The organism is Kitasatospora sp. NPDC059408, from assembly GCF_042751525.1.
Lineage (GTDB): Bacteria > Actinomycetota > Actinomycetes > Streptomycetales > Streptomycetaceae > Kitasatospora.
In genome coordinates this window covers 69,343-85,349 of record NZ_JBHYWI010000017.1, presented here as the reverse complement: position 1 = coordinate 85,349, position 16,007 = coordinate 69,343, and the positions used below count along the sequence as shown (strand labels likewise).

At 74.0% G+C, this 16,007-nt stretch carries 20 protein-coding genes; 19 read left to right on the top strand and 1 reads right to left on the bottom strand.

Annotated features, from left to right (window positions below; all coding sequences use genetic code 11):
• Nucleotides 1–51 precede the first annotated feature (51 nt).
• From ACFXDE_RS14025 to ACFXDE_RS13935, 19 genes are all read left to right on the top strand, one after another.
• Nucleotides 52–306, top strand: coding sequence for an acyl carrier protein (locus ACFXDE_RS14025; protein ID WP_380436822.1), 255 nt, complete (start codon nucleotides 52–54; stop codon nucleotides 304–306).
• 35 nt (nucleotides 307–341) lie between these two features.
• A complete protein-coding gene (locus ACFXDE_RS14020; RefSeq protein WP_380436820.1) occupies nucleotides 342–1,607 on the top strand; it encodes a beta-ketoacyl-[acyl-carrier-protein] synthase family protein in 1,266 nt (421 codons plus the stop codon).
• Nucleotides 1,604–2,755, top strand: coding sequence for a beta-ketoacyl-[acyl-carrier-protein] synthase family protein (locus tag ACFXDE_RS14015; RefSeq protein WP_380493997.1), 1,152 nt, complete (start codon nucleotides 1,604–1,606; stop codon nucleotides 2,753–2,755). The genes ACFXDE_RS14020 and ACFXDE_RS14015 overlap by 4 nt, the downstream gene beginning before the upstream one ends.
• Before the next feature lie 73 nt (nucleotides 2,756–2,828).
• Complete coding sequence (locus ACFXDE_RS14010; protein WP_380493995.1) at nucleotides 2,829–3,692, top strand: beta-ketoacyl synthase N-terminal-like domain-containing protein; 864 nt, start codon at nucleotides 2,829–2,831, stop codon at nucleotides 3,690–3,692.
• On the top strand, nucleotides 3,689–4,552 hold the full coding sequence (locus ACFXDE_RS14005; protein ID WP_380493993.1) for an alpha/beta fold hydrolase: 864 nt from the start codon (nucleotides 3,689–3,691) through the stop codon (nucleotides 4,550–4,552). Before ACFXDE_RS14010 ends, ACFXDE_RS14005 begins: the two co-directional genes overlap by 4 nt.
• Nucleotides 4,549–5,517 carry a hypothetical protein gene (locus ACFXDE_RS14000; protein WP_380493991.1) on the top strand — a complete coding sequence of 323 codons (969 nt, stop codon included), beginning with the start codon at nucleotides 4,549–4,551 and terminating at the stop codon, nucleotides 5,515–5,517. Before ACFXDE_RS14005 ends, ACFXDE_RS14000 begins: the two co-directional genes overlap by 4 nt.
• Before the next feature lie 73 nt (nucleotides 5,518–5,590).
• Nucleotides 5,591–5,965, top strand: coding sequence for a hypothetical protein (locus tag ACFXDE_RS13995; RefSeq protein ID WP_380493989.1), 375 nt, complete (start codon nucleotides 5,591–5,593; stop codon nucleotides 5,963–5,965).
• 1 nt (nucleotide 5,966) lies between these two features.
• Nucleotides 5,967–6,374 carry a hypothetical protein gene (locus tag ACFXDE_RS13990; protein ID WP_359971066.1) on the top strand — a complete coding sequence of 136 codons (408 nt, stop codon included), beginning with the start codon at nucleotides 5,967–5,969 and terminating at the stop codon, nucleotides 6,372–6,374.
• Nucleotides 6,374–6,781, top strand: a complete 408-nt coding sequence (locus ACFXDE_RS13985) for a hypothetical protein (RefSeq protein WP_380436806.1) — start codon at nucleotides 6,374–6,376, stop codon at nucleotides 6,779–6,781. The genes ACFXDE_RS13990 and ACFXDE_RS13985 overlap by 1 nt, the downstream gene beginning before the upstream one ends.
• A gap of 47 nt (nucleotides 6,782–6,828) precedes the next feature.
• Complete coding sequence (locus ACFXDE_RS13980) at nucleotides 6,829–7,938, top strand: beta-ketoacyl synthase N-terminal-like domain-containing protein (protein WP_380436804.1); 1,110 nt, start codon at nucleotides 6,829–6,831, stop codon at nucleotides 7,936–7,938.
• A gap of 61 nt (nucleotides 7,939–7,999) precedes the next feature.
• The gene (locus tag ACFXDE_RS13975) at nucleotides 8,000–8,248 is read left to right on the top strand and encodes an acyl carrier protein (RefSeq protein ID WP_359971072.1); all 249 of its coding nucleotides are present in this window, start codon (nucleotides 8,000–8,002) and stop codon (nucleotides 8,246–8,248) included.
• Nucleotides 8,248–8,640, top strand: coding sequence for a 3-hydroxyacyl-ACP dehydratase FabZ family protein (locus ACFXDE_RS13970; protein ID WP_380493986.1), 393 nt, complete (start codon nucleotides 8,248–8,250; stop codon nucleotides 8,638–8,640). The genes ACFXDE_RS13975 and ACFXDE_RS13970 overlap by 1 nt, the downstream gene beginning before the upstream one ends.
• 68 nt (nucleotides 8,641–8,708) lie before the next feature.
• Nucleotides 8,709–9,140, top strand: a complete 432-nt coding sequence (locus ACFXDE_RS13965) for a 3-hydroxyacyl-ACP dehydratase FabZ family protein (RefSeq protein WP_380494066.1) — start codon at nucleotides 8,709–8,711, stop codon at nucleotides 9,138–9,140.
• Nucleotides 9,141–9,155: 15 nt separating this feature from the next.
• A complete protein-coding gene (gene fabG, locus ACFXDE_RS13960) occupies nucleotides 9,156–9,902 on the top strand; it encodes a 3-oxoacyl-[acyl-carrier-protein] reductase (RefSeq protein WP_380493985.1) in 747 nt (248 codons plus the stop codon).
• A 52-nt stretch (nucleotides 9,903–9,954) separates the two neighbouring features.
• Nucleotides 9,955–10,578 carry a 2-hydroxychromene-2-carboxylate isomerase gene (locus ACFXDE_RS13955; RefSeq protein WP_380436797.1) on the top strand — a complete coding sequence of 208 codons (624 nt, stop codon included), beginning with the start codon at nucleotides 9,955–9,957 and terminating at the stop codon, nucleotides 10,576–10,578.
• Nucleotides 10,579–10,606: 28 nt separating this feature from the next.
• The gene (locus tag ACFXDE_RS13950) at nucleotides 10,607–10,822 is read left to right on the top strand and encodes an MbtH family protein (protein WP_380436795.1); all 216 of its coding nucleotides are present in this window, start codon (nucleotides 10,607–10,609) and stop codon (nucleotides 10,820–10,822) included.
• Nucleotides 10,823–10,978: 156 nt separating this feature from the next.
• Nucleotides 10,979–11,698, top strand: a complete 720-nt coding sequence (locus tag ACFXDE_RS13945; protein ID WP_380493982.1) for a thioesterase II family protein — start codon at nucleotides 10,979–10,981, stop codon at nucleotides 11,696–11,698.
• On the top strand, nucleotides 11,695–12,537 hold the full coding sequence (locus tag ACFXDE_RS13940) for a mycofactocin-coupled SDR family oxidoreductase (protein WP_380436791.1): 843 nt from the start codon (nucleotides 11,695–11,697) through the stop codon (nucleotides 12,535–12,537). Before ACFXDE_RS13945 ends, ACFXDE_RS13940 begins: the two co-directional genes overlap by 4 nt.
• Before the next feature lie 54 nt (nucleotides 12,538–12,591).
• Nucleotides 12,592–15,285: an amino acid adenylation domain-containing protein gene (locus tag ACFXDE_RS13935; RefSeq protein WP_380493980.1), complete on the top strand. Its 2,694-nt coding sequence runs from the start codon at nucleotides 12,592–12,594 to the stop codon at nucleotides 15,283–15,285.
• A gap of 60 nt (nucleotides 15,286–15,345) precedes the next feature.
• Here the strand turns inward: ACFXDE_RS13935 and ACFXDE_RS13930 are convergent, their stop codons facing one another.
• On the bottom strand, nucleotides 15,346–15,903 hold the full coding sequence (locus tag ACFXDE_RS13930; protein WP_380493978.1) for a hypothetical protein: 558 nt from the start codon (nucleotides 15,901–15,903) through the stop codon (nucleotides 15,346–15,348).
• Nucleotides 15,904–16,007 lie beyond the last annotated feature (104 nt).

The window sequence follows — 16,007 nt, the reverse complement described above, 5'->3', positions numbered from 1 at the left end:
GGCAATGCATTCCGCGCGGCCCGGGAACCGGGCCGGACAAAGGAGAAGACCATGACCACCGCCACCCGCGACGAGCGCCTCGAAACCATCAAGGAAATCGTCTGCGACATTCTGGAGATCGAGGAGGACGAGGTCACCGAGACCAGCCTCTTCAAGGAGGACCACGACGCCGACTCGCTCCGCGCGATCGAGATCCTCGCCGCCCTGGAGAAGGAGTTCGGCGTCGTGATCAATCAGAGCGAGCTGCCCCGCATGGTCAACCTCACGGGCGTCTACGAGGTCGTCTCGGAGCCGGCCGGCTGGTAGTCCCGACAACGCTGCGACGGATGGGGAGGGTCGCCATGACGGCGGCAGGAAACGGCACCGGGCACACCGGGCCGCAGCGGCACCGGGTGGTGCTCACCGGGCTCGGGGTGGTGTCCAGCATCGGCCTCGGCGTCCGGGAGTTCCTCACGGGGCTCCGCGAGGGCCGCAGCGGGGCCCGGCCCATCTCGGTGTTCGACACCGAGGGCTTCGCCCACGCCAACGGGTGCGAGATCACCGACTTCGACCCGCGGGACTGGATCCGCACGCTGGACGTCGAACAGCTCGGCCGGGCCGCGCAGTTCTCGACCGCGGCGGCCCGGATGGCCCTGGAGGACTCCGGCCTCGACCTGGCACTGCTGCGCGGCCGGCGCGGACTGATCTCCATCGGCACCACCGACGGCGAGAGCTACGACCTCGACCAGCTGGTCGAGCGCGAACTCGCCGACGGCACCGGCACCTTCGACCCGACGGCCGCCCGGCGAGTGCCGGCCGGGCGGCTGTCGGCGGCCATCGCCCAGGAACTGGGCCTGACCGACGTCGAGGCGCTGACCATTCCGACCGCGTGCTCCGCGGGCAACTACGCCATCGGCTACGGCTTCGACGCCGTCAGCTCCGGCGAGGCGGAGTTCGCCTTCTGCGGCGGCGCGGACGCGATGTGCCGCAAGACCTTCACCGGCTTCTACCGGCTCGGCACCATCGCCCCCGACCGCTGCCAGCCCTTCGACGTCGACCGCAAGGGCATCCTCACCGGCGAGGGCGCCGGAGTGCTCGTCCTGGAACGGCTGGACTCGGCACTGGAGCGCGGCGCCACCATCTACGCCGAGGTGCTCGGCTACGGGCTGAACTGCGACGCCCACCACCAGGTGGCCCCGGACCGGGACAGCGTCGCCGAGCTGATGCGGCTCGCCCTGGACAACGCCGGCGTCAAGCCGCAGGAGGTGGACCTCATCTCCGCGCACGGCACCGGCACCAAGGCCAACGACATCACCGAGGCCGGCGCCATCCGGCAGGTGTTCGGCGACACCCCGCCGCGCACCGTCTCGATGAAGTCGATGCTCGGCCACAGCATGGGCGCCGCCAGCGCGCTCGGCGCGATCGGCTGCGCGCTCGCGATCCGCAACCGGTTCATCCCGCCCACCATCAACCACGTCACCACCGACCCCGACTGCGACGTCGACTGCGTGCCCAACCAGGCGGTCGAGGCCGACCTGCGGATCGTCCAGAACAACGGTCTCGCGTTCGGGGGCAACAACGCGGCGGTCCTGCTCGGGCGGTACGACGCGACCAAGGAGGCGTCATGACGATCCGCCCCATCATCGGGATGGGCGCGGTCGCCGCCACCGGCACCGGTGTCGGCGAGCTCTTCGAGAACCTGTGCGCGGGCGTCTCCGGCCGCGCCGAACTGCGCGGCTTCGACCGCACCAGGTTCCGCGCCCAGCACGCGTACGAGGTCGACGACCGCCCCGCCCCGGGCGAGGACGTCCCGGGCCGGGCCGGCCGGCTGCTGCACGAGGCGATCGCCCAGGCCGCCGCCGACGCGGGCCTCGGCGAGGACCTGGCCGGCATCCCGATCCTGGTCGGCACCGGCCTGCGCGAACTGCGCTCGCTGGAGCTGTGGTGGGCCGACGGCTCGCCGTTCGCCGACTCCGGGCTGCACTTCGGCACCGGCCTGAAGGAACGCTTCAACGCCGACGTCACCCACACCTTCTCCAACGCCTGCTCGGCCTCGCTGTACGCGCTCGCGCTGGCCGGCGACCTGCTCGACCAGGAGGGCCCGGACGCGCCCGACACCGTCATCGTGGCGGGGGTCGACGTCCTCACCGAGTCCATGTACGGCCTGCTGGAGCGCGTCCACGCGACACCCCCGGACCGGGTGCGGCCCTTCGACCGCAACCGCACCGGCGTGCTGATGGGCGACGGCGCCGCCGCGATCGTGCTGCGCCGCACCGAGGAGGGAGCCCCGCAGGTGCACGCCCGGCTGCGCGGCGTGGCCGTCAACTGCGACGCCTTCCACGTCACCGCGCCCTCCCCGGAGGGCATCGCCGAGGCCATGCACGCCGCCCACCGGCTGGCCGGCGTCAAGCCCGCCGACCTCGACCTGGTGATGGTGCACGGCACCGGCACCCTGCTCAACGACGAGGCCGAGGCCACCGCCCTGGCCGCCGTGCTCGGCGACGACGCCTCCGGCCCGCTGATGACCGCGGTGAAGTCGATGACCGGCCACACCTCGGGCGCCTCCGGCCTGATCAACCTGATCGTCGGCGTCCGGGCCCTGAACGAGGGCCGGGTGCCGCCGACCGTCGGCCTGGAGGACCCGGTGGACGAGGCCGCGAAGTTCAGCTTCGTCACCGGCGAGGCCGCCACCGACCGGACGCTGCGGCTCGCGCAGCTGAACGCCTTCGGCTTCGGCGGCATCAACGCCGTGGCCATCGTGGAGGGGACCCAATGAGCGAACGACGTGAGCTCATCATCAAGAGGTGCGCATGGGTGAATGCCCCTGCCGAGCGAAGCGAGGCGGGCGCATGAACGTAGTGGTCACCGGCGCCGCCGTCCTGCTGCCCGGCACCGAGACGGTCCGCGCCCTCGCCGACGGGCCCGCCCCCGGCGGGGCCCCGGTGGAGCCGGCCGCGCACGTCGGCAAGAAGGGCCTGCGCTACAAGGACCGGGCCACCCAGCTCGGTTACGCGCTCACCGCCGCCGCGCTGCGCGACGCCGGACTGCTCGGCGCGGACGAGAAGGCGGGCATCACCGTGCCGGCCGCCAGCGTCGGCGTGGTCGCCAGCTCCAACTTCGGCAACCTGGACACCGTCACCCGCGCCCTGGACACCCTGCGCGAGGGCACCGTCACGGCCACCTCGCCGATGGACCTGCCGAACGCCTCCAGCAACGTCATCGCCTCCTCGGCGGCGATCCGCTACGGGCTGCGCGGCCCCAACCTGATGGTCTGCAACGGCGAGACCTCCGGCCTGGACGCCCTGCACTGGGCCACCACCCTGATCAACGCCGGCCGGGCCGAGCGCGTCCTCGTGCTCGGCGTCGAGCCGGACAACGAGGTGGTGCGCCGGCTGCTCGGCGGCGAGCGCGCCGTCGACGGCGGGGCGGCCCTGGTGGTCGAGTCCCGCGCGGCCGCCGCCGCCCGCTCGGCGACCGTCCGCGCCGTGCTCGGCGGCTACCGCCGCGGCGCCGCCGCACCCGACGAGCGGGGCCTGCGCTGGGAGCTGCCCGCGCACCTCGGCAAGGCCTCCGGCGCCGCCGGGCTGCTCCAGGTGGCGGCCGCGGTCGGGCTCTTCGACGCCGGCGAGCCGGGCCCGGTCCAGGCCGTCACCGGCGGCGCCGGCGACGACGCCCGCGCCGACCTGCTGGTGCTCGCCCCCGAAGCGGCATGAGCGGCGACGCCGTGGCGGGCGGGCCCGACCTGCGCCCGGTCTCCGTCGAGCGGCGCACCGACGGCACCGGCCCCCGCGTGCTGCTGCTGCACGGCCTGGCCGCCAACGACAGCGTGTGGGAGCCCGCGCTCCCCGAACTGCCGGACGGCCTGCAGATGTGGACCGCCCGGCTGCCCTGGCGCACCGAGACCATCACCGGCCTCGGCACCGAGACCGACCTGACCGGCCGGCTCGCCCAGGCGCTGGAGTCGGTGCCCGGCGGCGCCGAGGTCGTCGTCGCGCACTCGATGGCGGCCAACGTGCTGCTCGACCTGCTGGACCGCGAACTGCGGGCCGGCGTGGACGCGCCGCGCAAATACGGCCTCCGCGCGCTCGTCCTGGTCTCGCCGTTCTACCGCTCGCGCGCCGAGCAGTTCGACTGGGAGACCATCAGCTACTACCTGAACGACTTCCACCTGATCATGGAAGAGGGGATCCGGGCCCACTCCGGCGGCCGGGTCCCGGCCGACCTGCGGCGGGCCATGGGCGAGCGGGTGCGCGAACGCGTCGGCCCGTACGGCTGGTTCCGCTTCTTCGACCTGTACCTGCGCACGCCCGCGCTGGCGGCCGGCCGACTCGCCCTGCCCACCCTGGTGCTGGCCGGCGAGAGCGACTTCGCCGCCCCGCCCGGGGAGGGCGTGGCGCTCGCCGGGGCCCTGCCCGACGCCCGCTCCCTCGTCCTGCCCGGCTGCGGGCACTTCCCGATGCTCGACGCGCCCGGGCGGTTCGCCGCCGCCGTCGCCGAGTTCGTCCACACCGTCCCGGGCCTGTCGCCGTCCGACGGCCACGCCCGACCAACCGCCCTGGAGCTCCAGCGATGACCCTCGTCACGGACACCGCCGTCAAGGCGCTGCTGACCACCTCCACCGCCACCCAGGTCCGCCCCCGCTACGAGGGCTCCAACATCTGCACCTGGATCGGCTTCAAGCACGTCAACTACCTCGTCGAGGAGGCCGTCCTCGACCACTTCCGGCAGGCCGGGCTCCCGGCCCGCGCGCTCTACGAGGAGCACGGCCTCGGCCTCGACCTGGTCTCGATCGACACCCGCATCCTGCACGCCTTCCACATGGACGACGTGGCCGAGGCCGAGGTCGTGCCGTGGACCAAGGACGTGGACGGCACGATCGGCCTCAAGGTCGTCATCCGGGTCGAGCGCGACGGCGAGGTCCTCAAGGCCGTCACCTCCAAAGTCCGCGTCTCGCTGCGGATCGACACCTACCTGGAGGCGGCCGGCGAGGTGCCCGCGCTGCTCGCCCGCTTCGCCGTCGCCAAGCTCGGCGACGACCTGGAGCGCGCGGCCGGCACCGCTGCCCCCGCCGAGGAGGAGGTCCTCGCCTCGCTGACGGCCGGGCAGAACGCGTACGCGTGGAAGTGGAACATCCCGTACCCGTACTGCCACTTCACCGAGCGCATCCAGATGTCGGGCTACCTGCGGCTGATGGAGGAGGGCAAGGACCGCTTCGTCGCGGACCGCGGCATCTCCATCAAGACCCTGCTGGACGACCGCAAGTGGATCCCGGTCGTGCCGCGCTCCGACATCCGCATCCTCGACGAGGCGCTGATGGAGGAAGACCTCTACACGGTGTACACCGTCGAGGAGGTCTTCAAGGACTTCACCTACACCTCCCGCATGGACTTCTACGTCCTGCGCGACGGCGAGCTGGTCAAGACCGCGACCGGCCGCATCGTGCACGGCTACGCGGTGATCGGCAACCGCCGCGACTGGAGCCTGGTGAGCTTCGACCAGCGCGTGCTCGACGCCGTCAACGGAGTGCAGCAGGCGTGAGCGAGCGTAGCGAGCGAGCCATCGAGAGGTGCACGTTTCGCGAAGCGACTGCCGAGCGGAGCGAGGCGGGCGCATGAGCGAGACCAGCGAGATTTCCGCGAGCGGGGTCGAGGTGTGGGAGGGCTCCACGCCGCGCCTGCTGCTCATCGAGAGCCAGGGCCGCGTCGCCCAGGACGCCGGCTTCCGGCGCGACGCGGTCGCCCAGGTGCTCACCGGGCAGTCGGCGCTCCTCTTCCTCGTCCAGGACGGCGTCGTGCTCGCCGTCCCGGGCAGCGACTCCGACCTCGACCGCTTCCAGGAGGAGGGCGGGGTCCTCGCCGCGGACAGCTTCTCGCTGGCCCAGCACGGCCTGGACGGCGCGGCCCTGCGCCCCGAGCTCCGGGTGGTCGGGATGGACGTCGTGGCGGGCTGGATCCTCGATCCGGCCGTCCGGGTGGTGTGGCACTGAGGTGGCCAGACGGATCCCGCACACGGACGTGCTCATCACCCTCATGGGTGCCCCCCACGCATCGGACCAGGTCACCACCGCCCTGCGGCTGACCCAGGCCCTGTTGGAGCGCGGTGCCACCGTGCAGGTGTGGACCTGCGGCTACGCCACCCTGCTCACCCAGAAGCCGCTCGGCCCGGACAAGCCGCGCAACCTCGCCGACTGGAACCGGGAGTACCCCTCCCTCGCCACGCTCGCCGAGGAGCTGCTCACCGCCCACCCGGACCGGCTCCACTGGTACGGCTGCCGGTTCTGCAGCGACGACCGCGGCGCCGTGGACCACCTCCCCCAGGTCGTGCTCCGCCCGCCGGCCGGCTACGCCGCCAACGTCGCCGCCGCGGACAAGACCCTGCTGATGGGGGTGATCTGATGGCCGGCGACCCGACGGACCCGACGGACGGCCGGGTGCTGGCCATCGTCGAACGCGGCTACCGCGGCGCGCTCGACAAGCAGTTCTTCGACGAGCTGTACCTCGCCACCGAACTGCACCGCCAGCTCGGCGGACTGGACGTCCTGCTGCGCGGCTCGGCCGCCGGCTACGCCCTGGACGCCGCGCCACCGCCCCCGCTGCGGATCGGCAACCGCACCGTCGACACGCTCACCGACCCCCGCCAGGGCCTGCGCACGCTGCTCGGCGCGGGCGTGCGGGTGCTCGTCGAGGAGCCCGACATCGCGGCGCTGCGCTCCCCGCTGCCGCTCGTCGACGGCGTCGAGCTCGCCCCGGCGGGCGCGACCGCCGCGCGCTGGGGCGAGTACCGGATGGTCGTCTTCCTCTGAACGCCCCGCTCCACTGACCCCTTGACCGAAAGGAACCGGTGACGGTCATGACCACCCTCACCACGGGCGCCGGACGCCCGGTGATCACCGCCTGGTCGGCCGTGTCCCCCTACGGCATCGGCCGCACCGCCTTCACCGAGGGCCTGCGCGAGCGCCGCGGCACCGTCACCGCGCTCGGCGCCGAACACGGCACCACCCCCGACGGGACCGGCCACGTCGTGCCCGGCTTCGCGATCCGCGAGGTGCTCGGCAAGAAGGGCACCCGCTCGATGGACCGGGTCACCGGCCTCGCCGTCACCGCCGTCGGTGCGCTGCTCGACGACGGGCCGCGCAACCGGGCCGTCGGCACCGGCGAGGGCGCCGCGTTCGCCCTCGGCACCACCACCGGCAGCGCCCAGTCGATGATGGACTTCACCCGCGACTCGCTCACCGGCGAGCAGCCCTTCTTCGTCGACCCCGCGCGCTTCCCCAACACGGTGATGAACTGCGCGGCCGGCCAGAGTGCCATCTGGTACCAGCTGAAGGGCCCCAACGCGACCATCGCCGGCGGCCGCACCGCCGGCCTGCACGCGCTCAACTACTCGCGCCGGCTGCTCGGCACCGGCCGCGCCCGGACCGTCCTGTGCGGCGCGGCCGAGGAGTTCAGCCAGGCCCGGTCCTGGCTGGAGCACCACAGCGGCGACGCGGCCGAGGCCGGCGCGCCCGCCCTCGGCGAGGGCTGCGCGATGCTCCTCGTCGAGCCGTACGCCCCGGGGGACCCGGACCAGCCGGTGCTGGCCGAACTCCTCGGCGTCGAACTGCGCGTCGTCCTCGACGGCGACCCCGCCCCCGTGCTGGCCGCCGCCCTGCGCGCGGCGCTGGAGCGGGCCGGCGTCGAACCGGGGCAGGTCGCCGCGGTGGCCCGCTCCGGCGCGCCCGGCCGCGAGGGCCGCGGCGAGGCCGAGGCCGTCCGCGAGGTGCTCGGCACCGACGGGTACGCCGACCTGACGCTGACCGGGCTGATCGGCGACACCGGGGCGGCCGCAGCCGCCTTCCAGGCCACCGCCCTGCTCTCGTACGCGGCCGACCACCCGGCCGGGGCGGCCGGACGGATCGGCGTGATCACCTCCGTGGACCGCAGCGGCACCGTCGGCTGCGCCCTGCTCGGCCTGCGCTGAGCCCCGGCTCCTCCGCACTCCCCCCGAACTCCCCCGAACTCCTCCGAAAGGAACGGCAATCGTGCTGGACAAGGAAGAACTCCGCGCCGTGGTCGCCCAGGTGCTGGACGTCGACGCCGAGGAGGTCACCGACGACGCCCGCTTCGTCGACGACCTGGAGGTCGACTCGCTGATGGCCCTGGAGATCGTCGTCGTGCTGGAGAAGAAGTACGGCGTGAAGCTGCCCGAGTCGGACCTCAAGCAGATCACCACCCTGCGGAACGCCTACGACGTCCTGCTCGGCCGGCTCGACGCGGCGAAGGCCGCCTGATGCCCGCCGCCGGCCCGCTCGGCGGCGCGGTCGAGGTGCTGCCCGCCACCGACGGGCCGCGCACCGCGGCCCGCTTCCGGGTGGAGGACACCGAGACCGTGCTGCCCGGCCACTACCCGGGCTTCCCGATCTTCCCCGGCGTCTGCCTGGTCGAGTGCACCCACCAGGGCGCGCTCGCCACCCTGCCCGCGGAGGCGAAGGGCGCCGCGCTGGCCGCCGTGGAGTCCACCCGGTTCACCGGGCCGGTCTTCCCCGGCGACGAGCTGGAGATCGCCATGGAGTGGAAGCGGACCGCGGCCGGCGACTGGCAGTGCCGGGCCAAGCTGGCCACCGGGCGCGGCCCGGCGGCGAGCGTCCGGCTGCGCTACGCCCTCGCGGAGGTGGCGGCGTGACCGGCTTCTCCGTGCCGGGTGTGATCGGCCAGCGCGACATCCGCGCCCGGCTGCCGCATCGCTTCCCGATGCTCCTGGTGGACCGGGTCGTCGACCTCGTCCCCGGCGAGCGGCTGACCGCCCTCAAGGCCGTCACCTGCAACGAGCCCTGGTACGAGAAGCTCGGCGCGGACACCCCCGCCGAGGACTTCGCCTACCCGTCCTCGCTGCTGGTCGAGTCCTGGTGCCAGTCCGCCGGGGTGCTGGCCACCTGGGACGACCCCAACCCGGACGTGCTGAGCGGGCAGGTGATGCTCTTCGGCGGCATGACCGGTGTCGAGTTCCACCGCCCCGTGCTGCCCGGCGAGGTGCTGGAGCACGTCGTCCGGCTGGACCGCCGGGTCGACGACACCGTGCTGTTCGAGGGCGAGACCCGCTCGGCCGGTGAACCCGTGATGACCGTCGGCCGGATCGTGATGGCCTTCCGCCCCGCCGAGGCGCTGCGCCCGGCCACCGTCTGAGGAGAGAGCACCACCATGTCGGACACCACCAGCCGGGTCGCCCTGGTCACCGGCGGCTCGCGCGGCATCGGCCGGGCCACCGTCACGGCGCTCGCCCGGGACGGCTTCGACGTCGCCTTCTGCTACCGCTCGGACGACGAGGCGGCGCGCAGCCTGGAGAAGACCGGCGACGAGCACGGCGTGCGGATCACCGGCACCCGGGTGGACGTCGCCGACGGCGCCGCCGTCCGGGCCTGGATCGAGGCCACCGAGGACGGGCTCGGCCCGGTCGCCGCGGCCGTCACCGCGGCCGGCATCACCCGCGACAACCCGCTCGTCCTGATGGAGGACGAGCAGTGGCGCCAGGTCATCGACACCAACCTGGACGGCGTCTACCACGTCTGCCGCGCCGTGGTGTTCGGCATGATGAAGCGCCGCGGCGGCGCGATCGTCAACATCTCCTCGGTCGCCGGGGTCTACGGCCACGGCACCCAGACCAACTACTCGGCGTCCAAGGCCGGGATCATCGGCTTCACCCGCGCCCTGGCCAAGGAGAGCGGCCGCGCCGGCATCCGGGTCAACGCCGTCGCCCCGGGCTTCATCGAGACCGACATGGTCGCCGCGATGAACGACAAGGCCCGCAAGGAGGCACTGACCTCGATCCCGCTGCGCCGCATGGGCACCGCGGAGGAGGTCGCCGACCTGGTCGCCTACCTGGTCTCGGACAAGGCCGCGTACATCACCGGCGCGGTCCTCCAGATCGACGGCGGCATCACCATCTAGCCCGGACGGCCGGGCAGTTCGAACCACCCGTTCAGAAAGGCTGGAGGCGGCGATGGCACGACGTGCACCGCGCTGGTACTTCTCCTTCCGCAGCCCCTACTCCTGGATGGCCTACCGCGACCTGGTCGACCACCACCCGCAGGAGGCCGAGCGGATCGAGTGGCTGCCGTTCTGGGAGCCGGACCCGTCCGCCCAGGACGAGCTGGAGCAGAGCAACATCCGGCTCCCGTACGTCCCGATGTCCAAGGAGAAGCACCTCTACATCCTGCAGGACGTCCGGCGCCTGGCCCGGGCCCGCGACCTGGAGATGGTCTGGCCGGTCGACCCGGCCCCACGCTGGGAGGTCTCGCACCTCGCCTACCTGGCCGCCGAACGGCTGGGCGTCGGGCGGGAGTTCATCGCCGAGACGTACCGCACCCGGTGGGAGCGCGGCGAGGACATCTCGCGGCCCGACACCATGCGCAAGATCGCCGAGACCATCGGCGCCGACCCGGAGGCGCTGGCCCGGGCCCACGAGGACCCGGAGATCCGCGAGCTCGGGATGGCCGCGCTGGGCTCCCTGCACCGCGACGGCGTGTTCGGCGTGCCGTTCTTCATCTGCGGCTTCGACAAGTACTGGGGCGTGGACCGGCTGCCGGACTTCCTCCGGCGCCTGCAGTCGCTCAAGGTCTCCTGACCCACCACCACCGAAGGAAGGGCCCACCATGGCCAGCAACCCGTTCGAGAACGACGACGCCCGCTACCTGGTCCTCGTCAACGAGGAGAACCAGCACTCGCTCTGGCCCTCCTTCGCCGAGGTCCCGGCCGGCTGGACCTCCGTGTTCGGCGAGGACGGCCGCCAGGCCTGCCTCGACTACATCAACGAGCACTGGACCGACATGCGGCCGAAGTCCCTGGCCGACGCCATGAACGCCGCCTGAACCACCCCGTCCGGCCGGCGGGCGGCGGGCGTTGGCAGCAATCTGCAACGCCCGTTGCCCGCGCTCGGGGCCCGGTGACAGCGTGGACGTCCGGCCGCCCCCGGGCGGCCACGCCCCCGGTCGCCGTGCAGCCACCACGCAGCTTCCCAGAAAGCGATGCCGCTCATGACCCACTCCCTGGTGTGCCTGCCCTTCGCGGGGGGCGGCGCCGGCTTCTACCGCGGGTGGAAGAACCTCCCCGCACACGCCCCGCGCATCGTCCCGCTCCAACTGCCCGGCCGCGAGGAGCTGTTCCTCGACGAGCCGTTCACCGACGCGGCGACCGCCGCCGCCGCGCTCGCCCCGCGGGTCGCGGAGCTGGCCGACGGTCCGGTCGCGCTGTTCGGGCACAGCCTCGGCGCGGTGCTCGCCTTCGAGCTCGCCCGCGCACTGGAGCAGCAGCCCGCGGTCGACCTCGTCCACCTCTTCGTCAGCGGCTCGCCCGGCCCGTGGACCCCGCGCACCCGCCGCGCCACCGGCCTGGACGACGACGCCTTCCTCGCCCGGGTCCAGGAGTTCGCCGGCTACCAGCACGACGCGCTGGCCGACCCGGACATGCGCGAACTGCTGCTGCCGATCCTGCGCGCGGACGTCGGGATGCACGAGGACTACCGGCCCGCGACGGACGAGCCGCTGCGCACCCCGATCACCTCGCTGCGCGCCACCGGGGACACCCTGGTGACCCGCGAGCAGGCCGGGGAGTGGCGCGCGGCCACCACCGCCGCGTTCCGGCTGGTGGAGCCGGAGGGCGGCCACATGTACCTCACCGAGTCGCCGCTGCCGGTGGTCGACACCGTCGCGGCCGCGCTCGCCGCTCCCTCGGGCGCCGCCTCGTGAACGAGCCCGCCACCGGCCGGCTGAGCGGCAGGACGGCCCTCGTGACCGGCGCCGCCCGCGGCCTGGGCCGCTCGTGCGCCGTCCGGTTCGCCGCCGAGGGCGCCGACCTGGTGCTGGTCGACGTCGCCGGCGACCTCGACGGCGTGCCCTACCCGCTCGGCTCGCAGGGCCAGCTGGCGCACACCGCCGAGCTCTGCCGGGCGCACGGCGCGGCCGTCCACACCGTCGCCGCCGACGTCCGCGACCCGGCCGACGTCACCCGCGCCGCCGAGCAGGCGCTGGACCGCTTCGGCACCGTCGACGTGCTGCTCAACAACGCCGGCATCGCCGCCCCTTCGGGCAAGGCCGTCCACGAGATCGCCGAGGACGAGTGGGACCTCATGGTCGGCATCGACCTCACCGGCGCCTGGCGGATGATGAAGGCGGTCGTGCCCGCCATGGTCGAGCAGCGCTCCGGCAGCGTGATCAACGTGGCCTCCACCGCCGGGCTGGTCGGCTACCGGCACTTCGCCGGGTACGTCGCCGCCAAGCACGGCCTGATCGGCCTCACCAAGGCCGCCGCGCTCGACTACGCGCCCTTCCGGGTCCGGGTCAACGCCCTGTGCCCGGGCTCGGTGCGCGACGACCCGCTGCACGAGGGCCGGATGCTCGCCGAGATCGCCCGCTCGCTGGACGTCGCCGTCGACGAGCACGAGGAGATCTTCGTCCAGGCGCAGCCGATGAACGCCCTCATCGAGCCGCAGGACATCGCCGGCGCCGCGCTCTGGCTGGCCGGCGACGACTCCCGGCAGGTCACCGGGACCACGCTCACCGTCGACGGCGGCTTCAGCGCCCGCTGACCGCCCGCCGACGTCCCGCACGCCCGTTCGTCCCACCGTCAGGAGTGTCCGTCCATGTCGAGAAGTCAGGCCACGTCCTGCCACAGCCTGGTGGTCCGGCTGCCGGGCGCCGTCGAGGCCGGGGAGCTGGCGCGGCGGCTGCGCACCGCCGCCGGCCGGGCCCGCGCCGAGCTGGCGGGCCTGCCGCTGTGGGAGGAGCGGGTGGACCTGCCCGCCGGCCACCCGCGGGCGGCCGCCCGGGCCCGGCGCGAGGCCGAACGCCCGCTGCGGGCCGCCGGGCCGCCGCTGCGCGCGGTGCTGCTGCGCTACGCCGACGACGCGGCGGACCTGGTGCTCGTCGCGCGGCACGAACTGGCCGTCGACGGCGCCGCGTTGACCTTCGCCGAGTCCGAGCCCGAGGCCTCCGCCACGCCCGTCGCGCCCGCCACGCCCGTCGCGCTGGAGTGGGGCCTGGGCGAGCCGGCCGCGGCCGGGGCCGTCGCGGAGCTCCCGCTGCCGGACGGCCTGCCGGGTGACGCCACGCTGCTCGTCGGCGCCGCCGCCCTGGTGCTCGCCCGGTACGGCACGGGCGCTCCGGTGGACGAGGCGCAGGACGTGTCGGCCTACCTGGCCGGACGGCCCGCGTACGAGGGCGGCGTGCTCGACCTCGGCGGCATCGGCGTGCTGGTCGAGGAGGCCCGCGCGGGCCAGTGGCGGGTGGCGCAGCTGGCGCCGGCACTGCCCGGCCTGCTGCACCTCACCGTCGGTGCGGACGGCACGGCGGCCGGGGTGCTGCGCCACCGGCCGAGCGAGCTGGCGCCGGTCGTCGCCTCGCGATTCGCCGACCACGTCGCCCACGTGGCACGGCAGTTGGCGGCGGACCCGGGCCGGGCACTGGAGACCGTGGAGCTGCTCACCCCGGCCGAGGCGGAGCACGTCCTGGCCCTCGGTGTCACCCCGCCGGCCGGGAGCGCCGCGTCCGCCGTCCGCACGATCGACGGGCTCTTCGCCGACGTGGTCCGCGAGCGGCCGGACGCCGTCGCGCTCACCGCCGGCGAGACGAGCCTGCGCTACGCCGAGCTGGACGCCCTCGCCGAGCGCACCGCCGCCGGGCTGCGCGCCCTCGGCGTGGCCCCCGGCTCGATGGTCGGCGTCGCCCTGGAGCGCGACGCGGACCTGGTGATCAGCCTGCTCGGCGTGCTCAAGGCCGGCTGCGCGTACGTGCCGATGGACCTGCGCTACCCCGAGGACCGGCTGCGCTACACCGTCGGCAACGCCGGGGCGGGCGTCGTCATCGGCACCGGCGGGGGCCTCCCGGCGGACCTGGACGGCGTGCGCGTCGTCACCCCGGCGGAACTGCGCGCGCTCGGCGACGCGGCCCCGGCCGCGCCCCGCGCCGAGGACGGCGCCGCGCCCGCCTACGTCATCTACACCTCCGGCTCCACCGGCCGCCCCAAGGGCGTCGTCATCCCGCACCGCAACGTCGCCGCGCTGGTCGAGGCCACCCGCGGGGACCTGCGGCTCGGCCCGGACGACGTGTGGACGCTGTTCCACTCCAGCGCCTTCGACTTCTCGGTCTGGGAGATCTGGGGCTGCCTGCTCACCGGCGGCCGGCTCGTCGTCGTCGACCACTGGACCACCCGGGACCCCGAGCTGTTCCACGCCCAGCTGGTCCGCGAGCGGGTCACCGTCCTGAGCCAGACGCCGTCGGCCTTCGCCCAGCTGGTCGAGACCGACCGGCCGTCGCCCGCCGACGCGCTCGCCGTGCGCCTGGTGGTGTTCGGCGGCGAGCCGCTGGACGTGCGGATGCTCGCCCCCTGGTTCGCCCGGCACTCGCCCACCGCCTGCCGGCTGGTCAACATGTTCGGCATCACCGAGACCACGGTGCACGTCACCGCGCACACCGTGACCCCGGCCGACGTGCTCGCCACCGGCCGCAAGGTCGGCCCGGCGCTGCCCGGCTGGTCGCTGTCGGTGCGCGACCCGCGCGGGCGGCTGCTGCCGGTCGGCGTGCCCGGCGAGATCTGGGTGGGCGGCGCCGGCGTCGCCGACCGCTACCTCGGGCAGCCGGAGCTGACCGCCCGGCGGTTCGTCGAGGACCCGTACGGCGGCGGCCGGATCTACCGCAGCGGCGACCGCGGCCGGCTGCGCCCGGACGGCGCCCTGGACCACCTGGGCCGGCTGGACAGCCAGGTCAAGGTGCGCGGCCACCGGATCGAGCTGGACGAGATCCGCAACGTGCTGCTGGGCCACCCCGACGTGACCGGCGCGGCCACCGTGCTCAACCACGAGACCCCCGGCGACGCGGCCACCGCCCGGATCGACGCCTACGTGGCGCTGCGCGGCACGGCCGCCCCGGCCGACGTCCTCGCGCACGCCCGCGGGGTGCTGCCCGGATACATGGTGCCCGCCTCGGTCACCGCCGTGCCGGCGATCCCGCTGACCATCAACGGCAAGGTGGACACCGCCGCGCTGCCGGCGCCCGGGGCCGCCGCGGCCCCGGCCGGGGCCGGCGCGGCCACGGACGGTGCGGACCCGGACGGTGCGGACCCGCTGACCGACCAGGTCCTCAAGCTGTGGAGCCACGCGCTCGGCGCCGAGGTCGGGCTCCAGGACAATTTCTTCGAGCTCGGCGGGAATTCCCTGCTGGTGATCCGGGTGCTCCGGGAAATGCGCGACCAGGGACTCCCGAAGGTGACCACCCAGGACTTCTACCGGAACTCGACGGCGGGCCGGTTCGTGGAACTCGTCCGGGACGCCAGGGGCTGATACCGGGAGGAACGGAAGGGCCCGAAAGCAAAGGGCCCCGGGCTGACCGCCCGGGGCCCTTCAGGCCGTTCCGTCGACGCGTTTCTTGACCGCCGCCAGGAGCGCGATCCGAATCATTCCGCTGGGAATGCGGATGACCTTCCAGTACCGCCCGAAGCTGCGTTTCGCCGCGTCGTCGGTGGCCAGGATCCTGGTCTCGGTGGAGAGCACCCCGCCGGCGCAGCGCAGGGTGAAGACGACCTTGGTGCAGCCCGGCTCCGCGTAGTCCCCGAAGACCTCGGCCATCGGCTGCTCCGGGGTGACGGGACCGGCCGGCGAGCCGATCCCCCCGTACACCAACTCGTCGTCGGACAGGGCGAGTACGGTCTCGCCGCCCATCGCGAAGTCGTCCAGGACGCGGCCGTCCGGGCGCAGCTTGTTCTTGGTGAACGCGAGCAGGAAGCGGGCCACCGGGGCCTCCCGCCAGGTCATCTCGCGGGCCGCCGCCAGCACCTCCTCCGGGGGCGCGGTGACGGCCACCCAGTGGTGTTCGCGGAAATGCCATTCCGGCATGTAGCGGTCGACCAGTTCCCCCTTCGGAGGGGTCGGCCCGGACTCCTTCGTGCCGTTCTCCTTCATGCCGCGACGCTAGCACGCGGCCCGGCGGCCACCAAGGCGTGGCAGCTTTCTGCAAGCGGCGTTGTCCGGGCTTCGGGGCCGCTGTTAGACATGGTTTCCGGTTG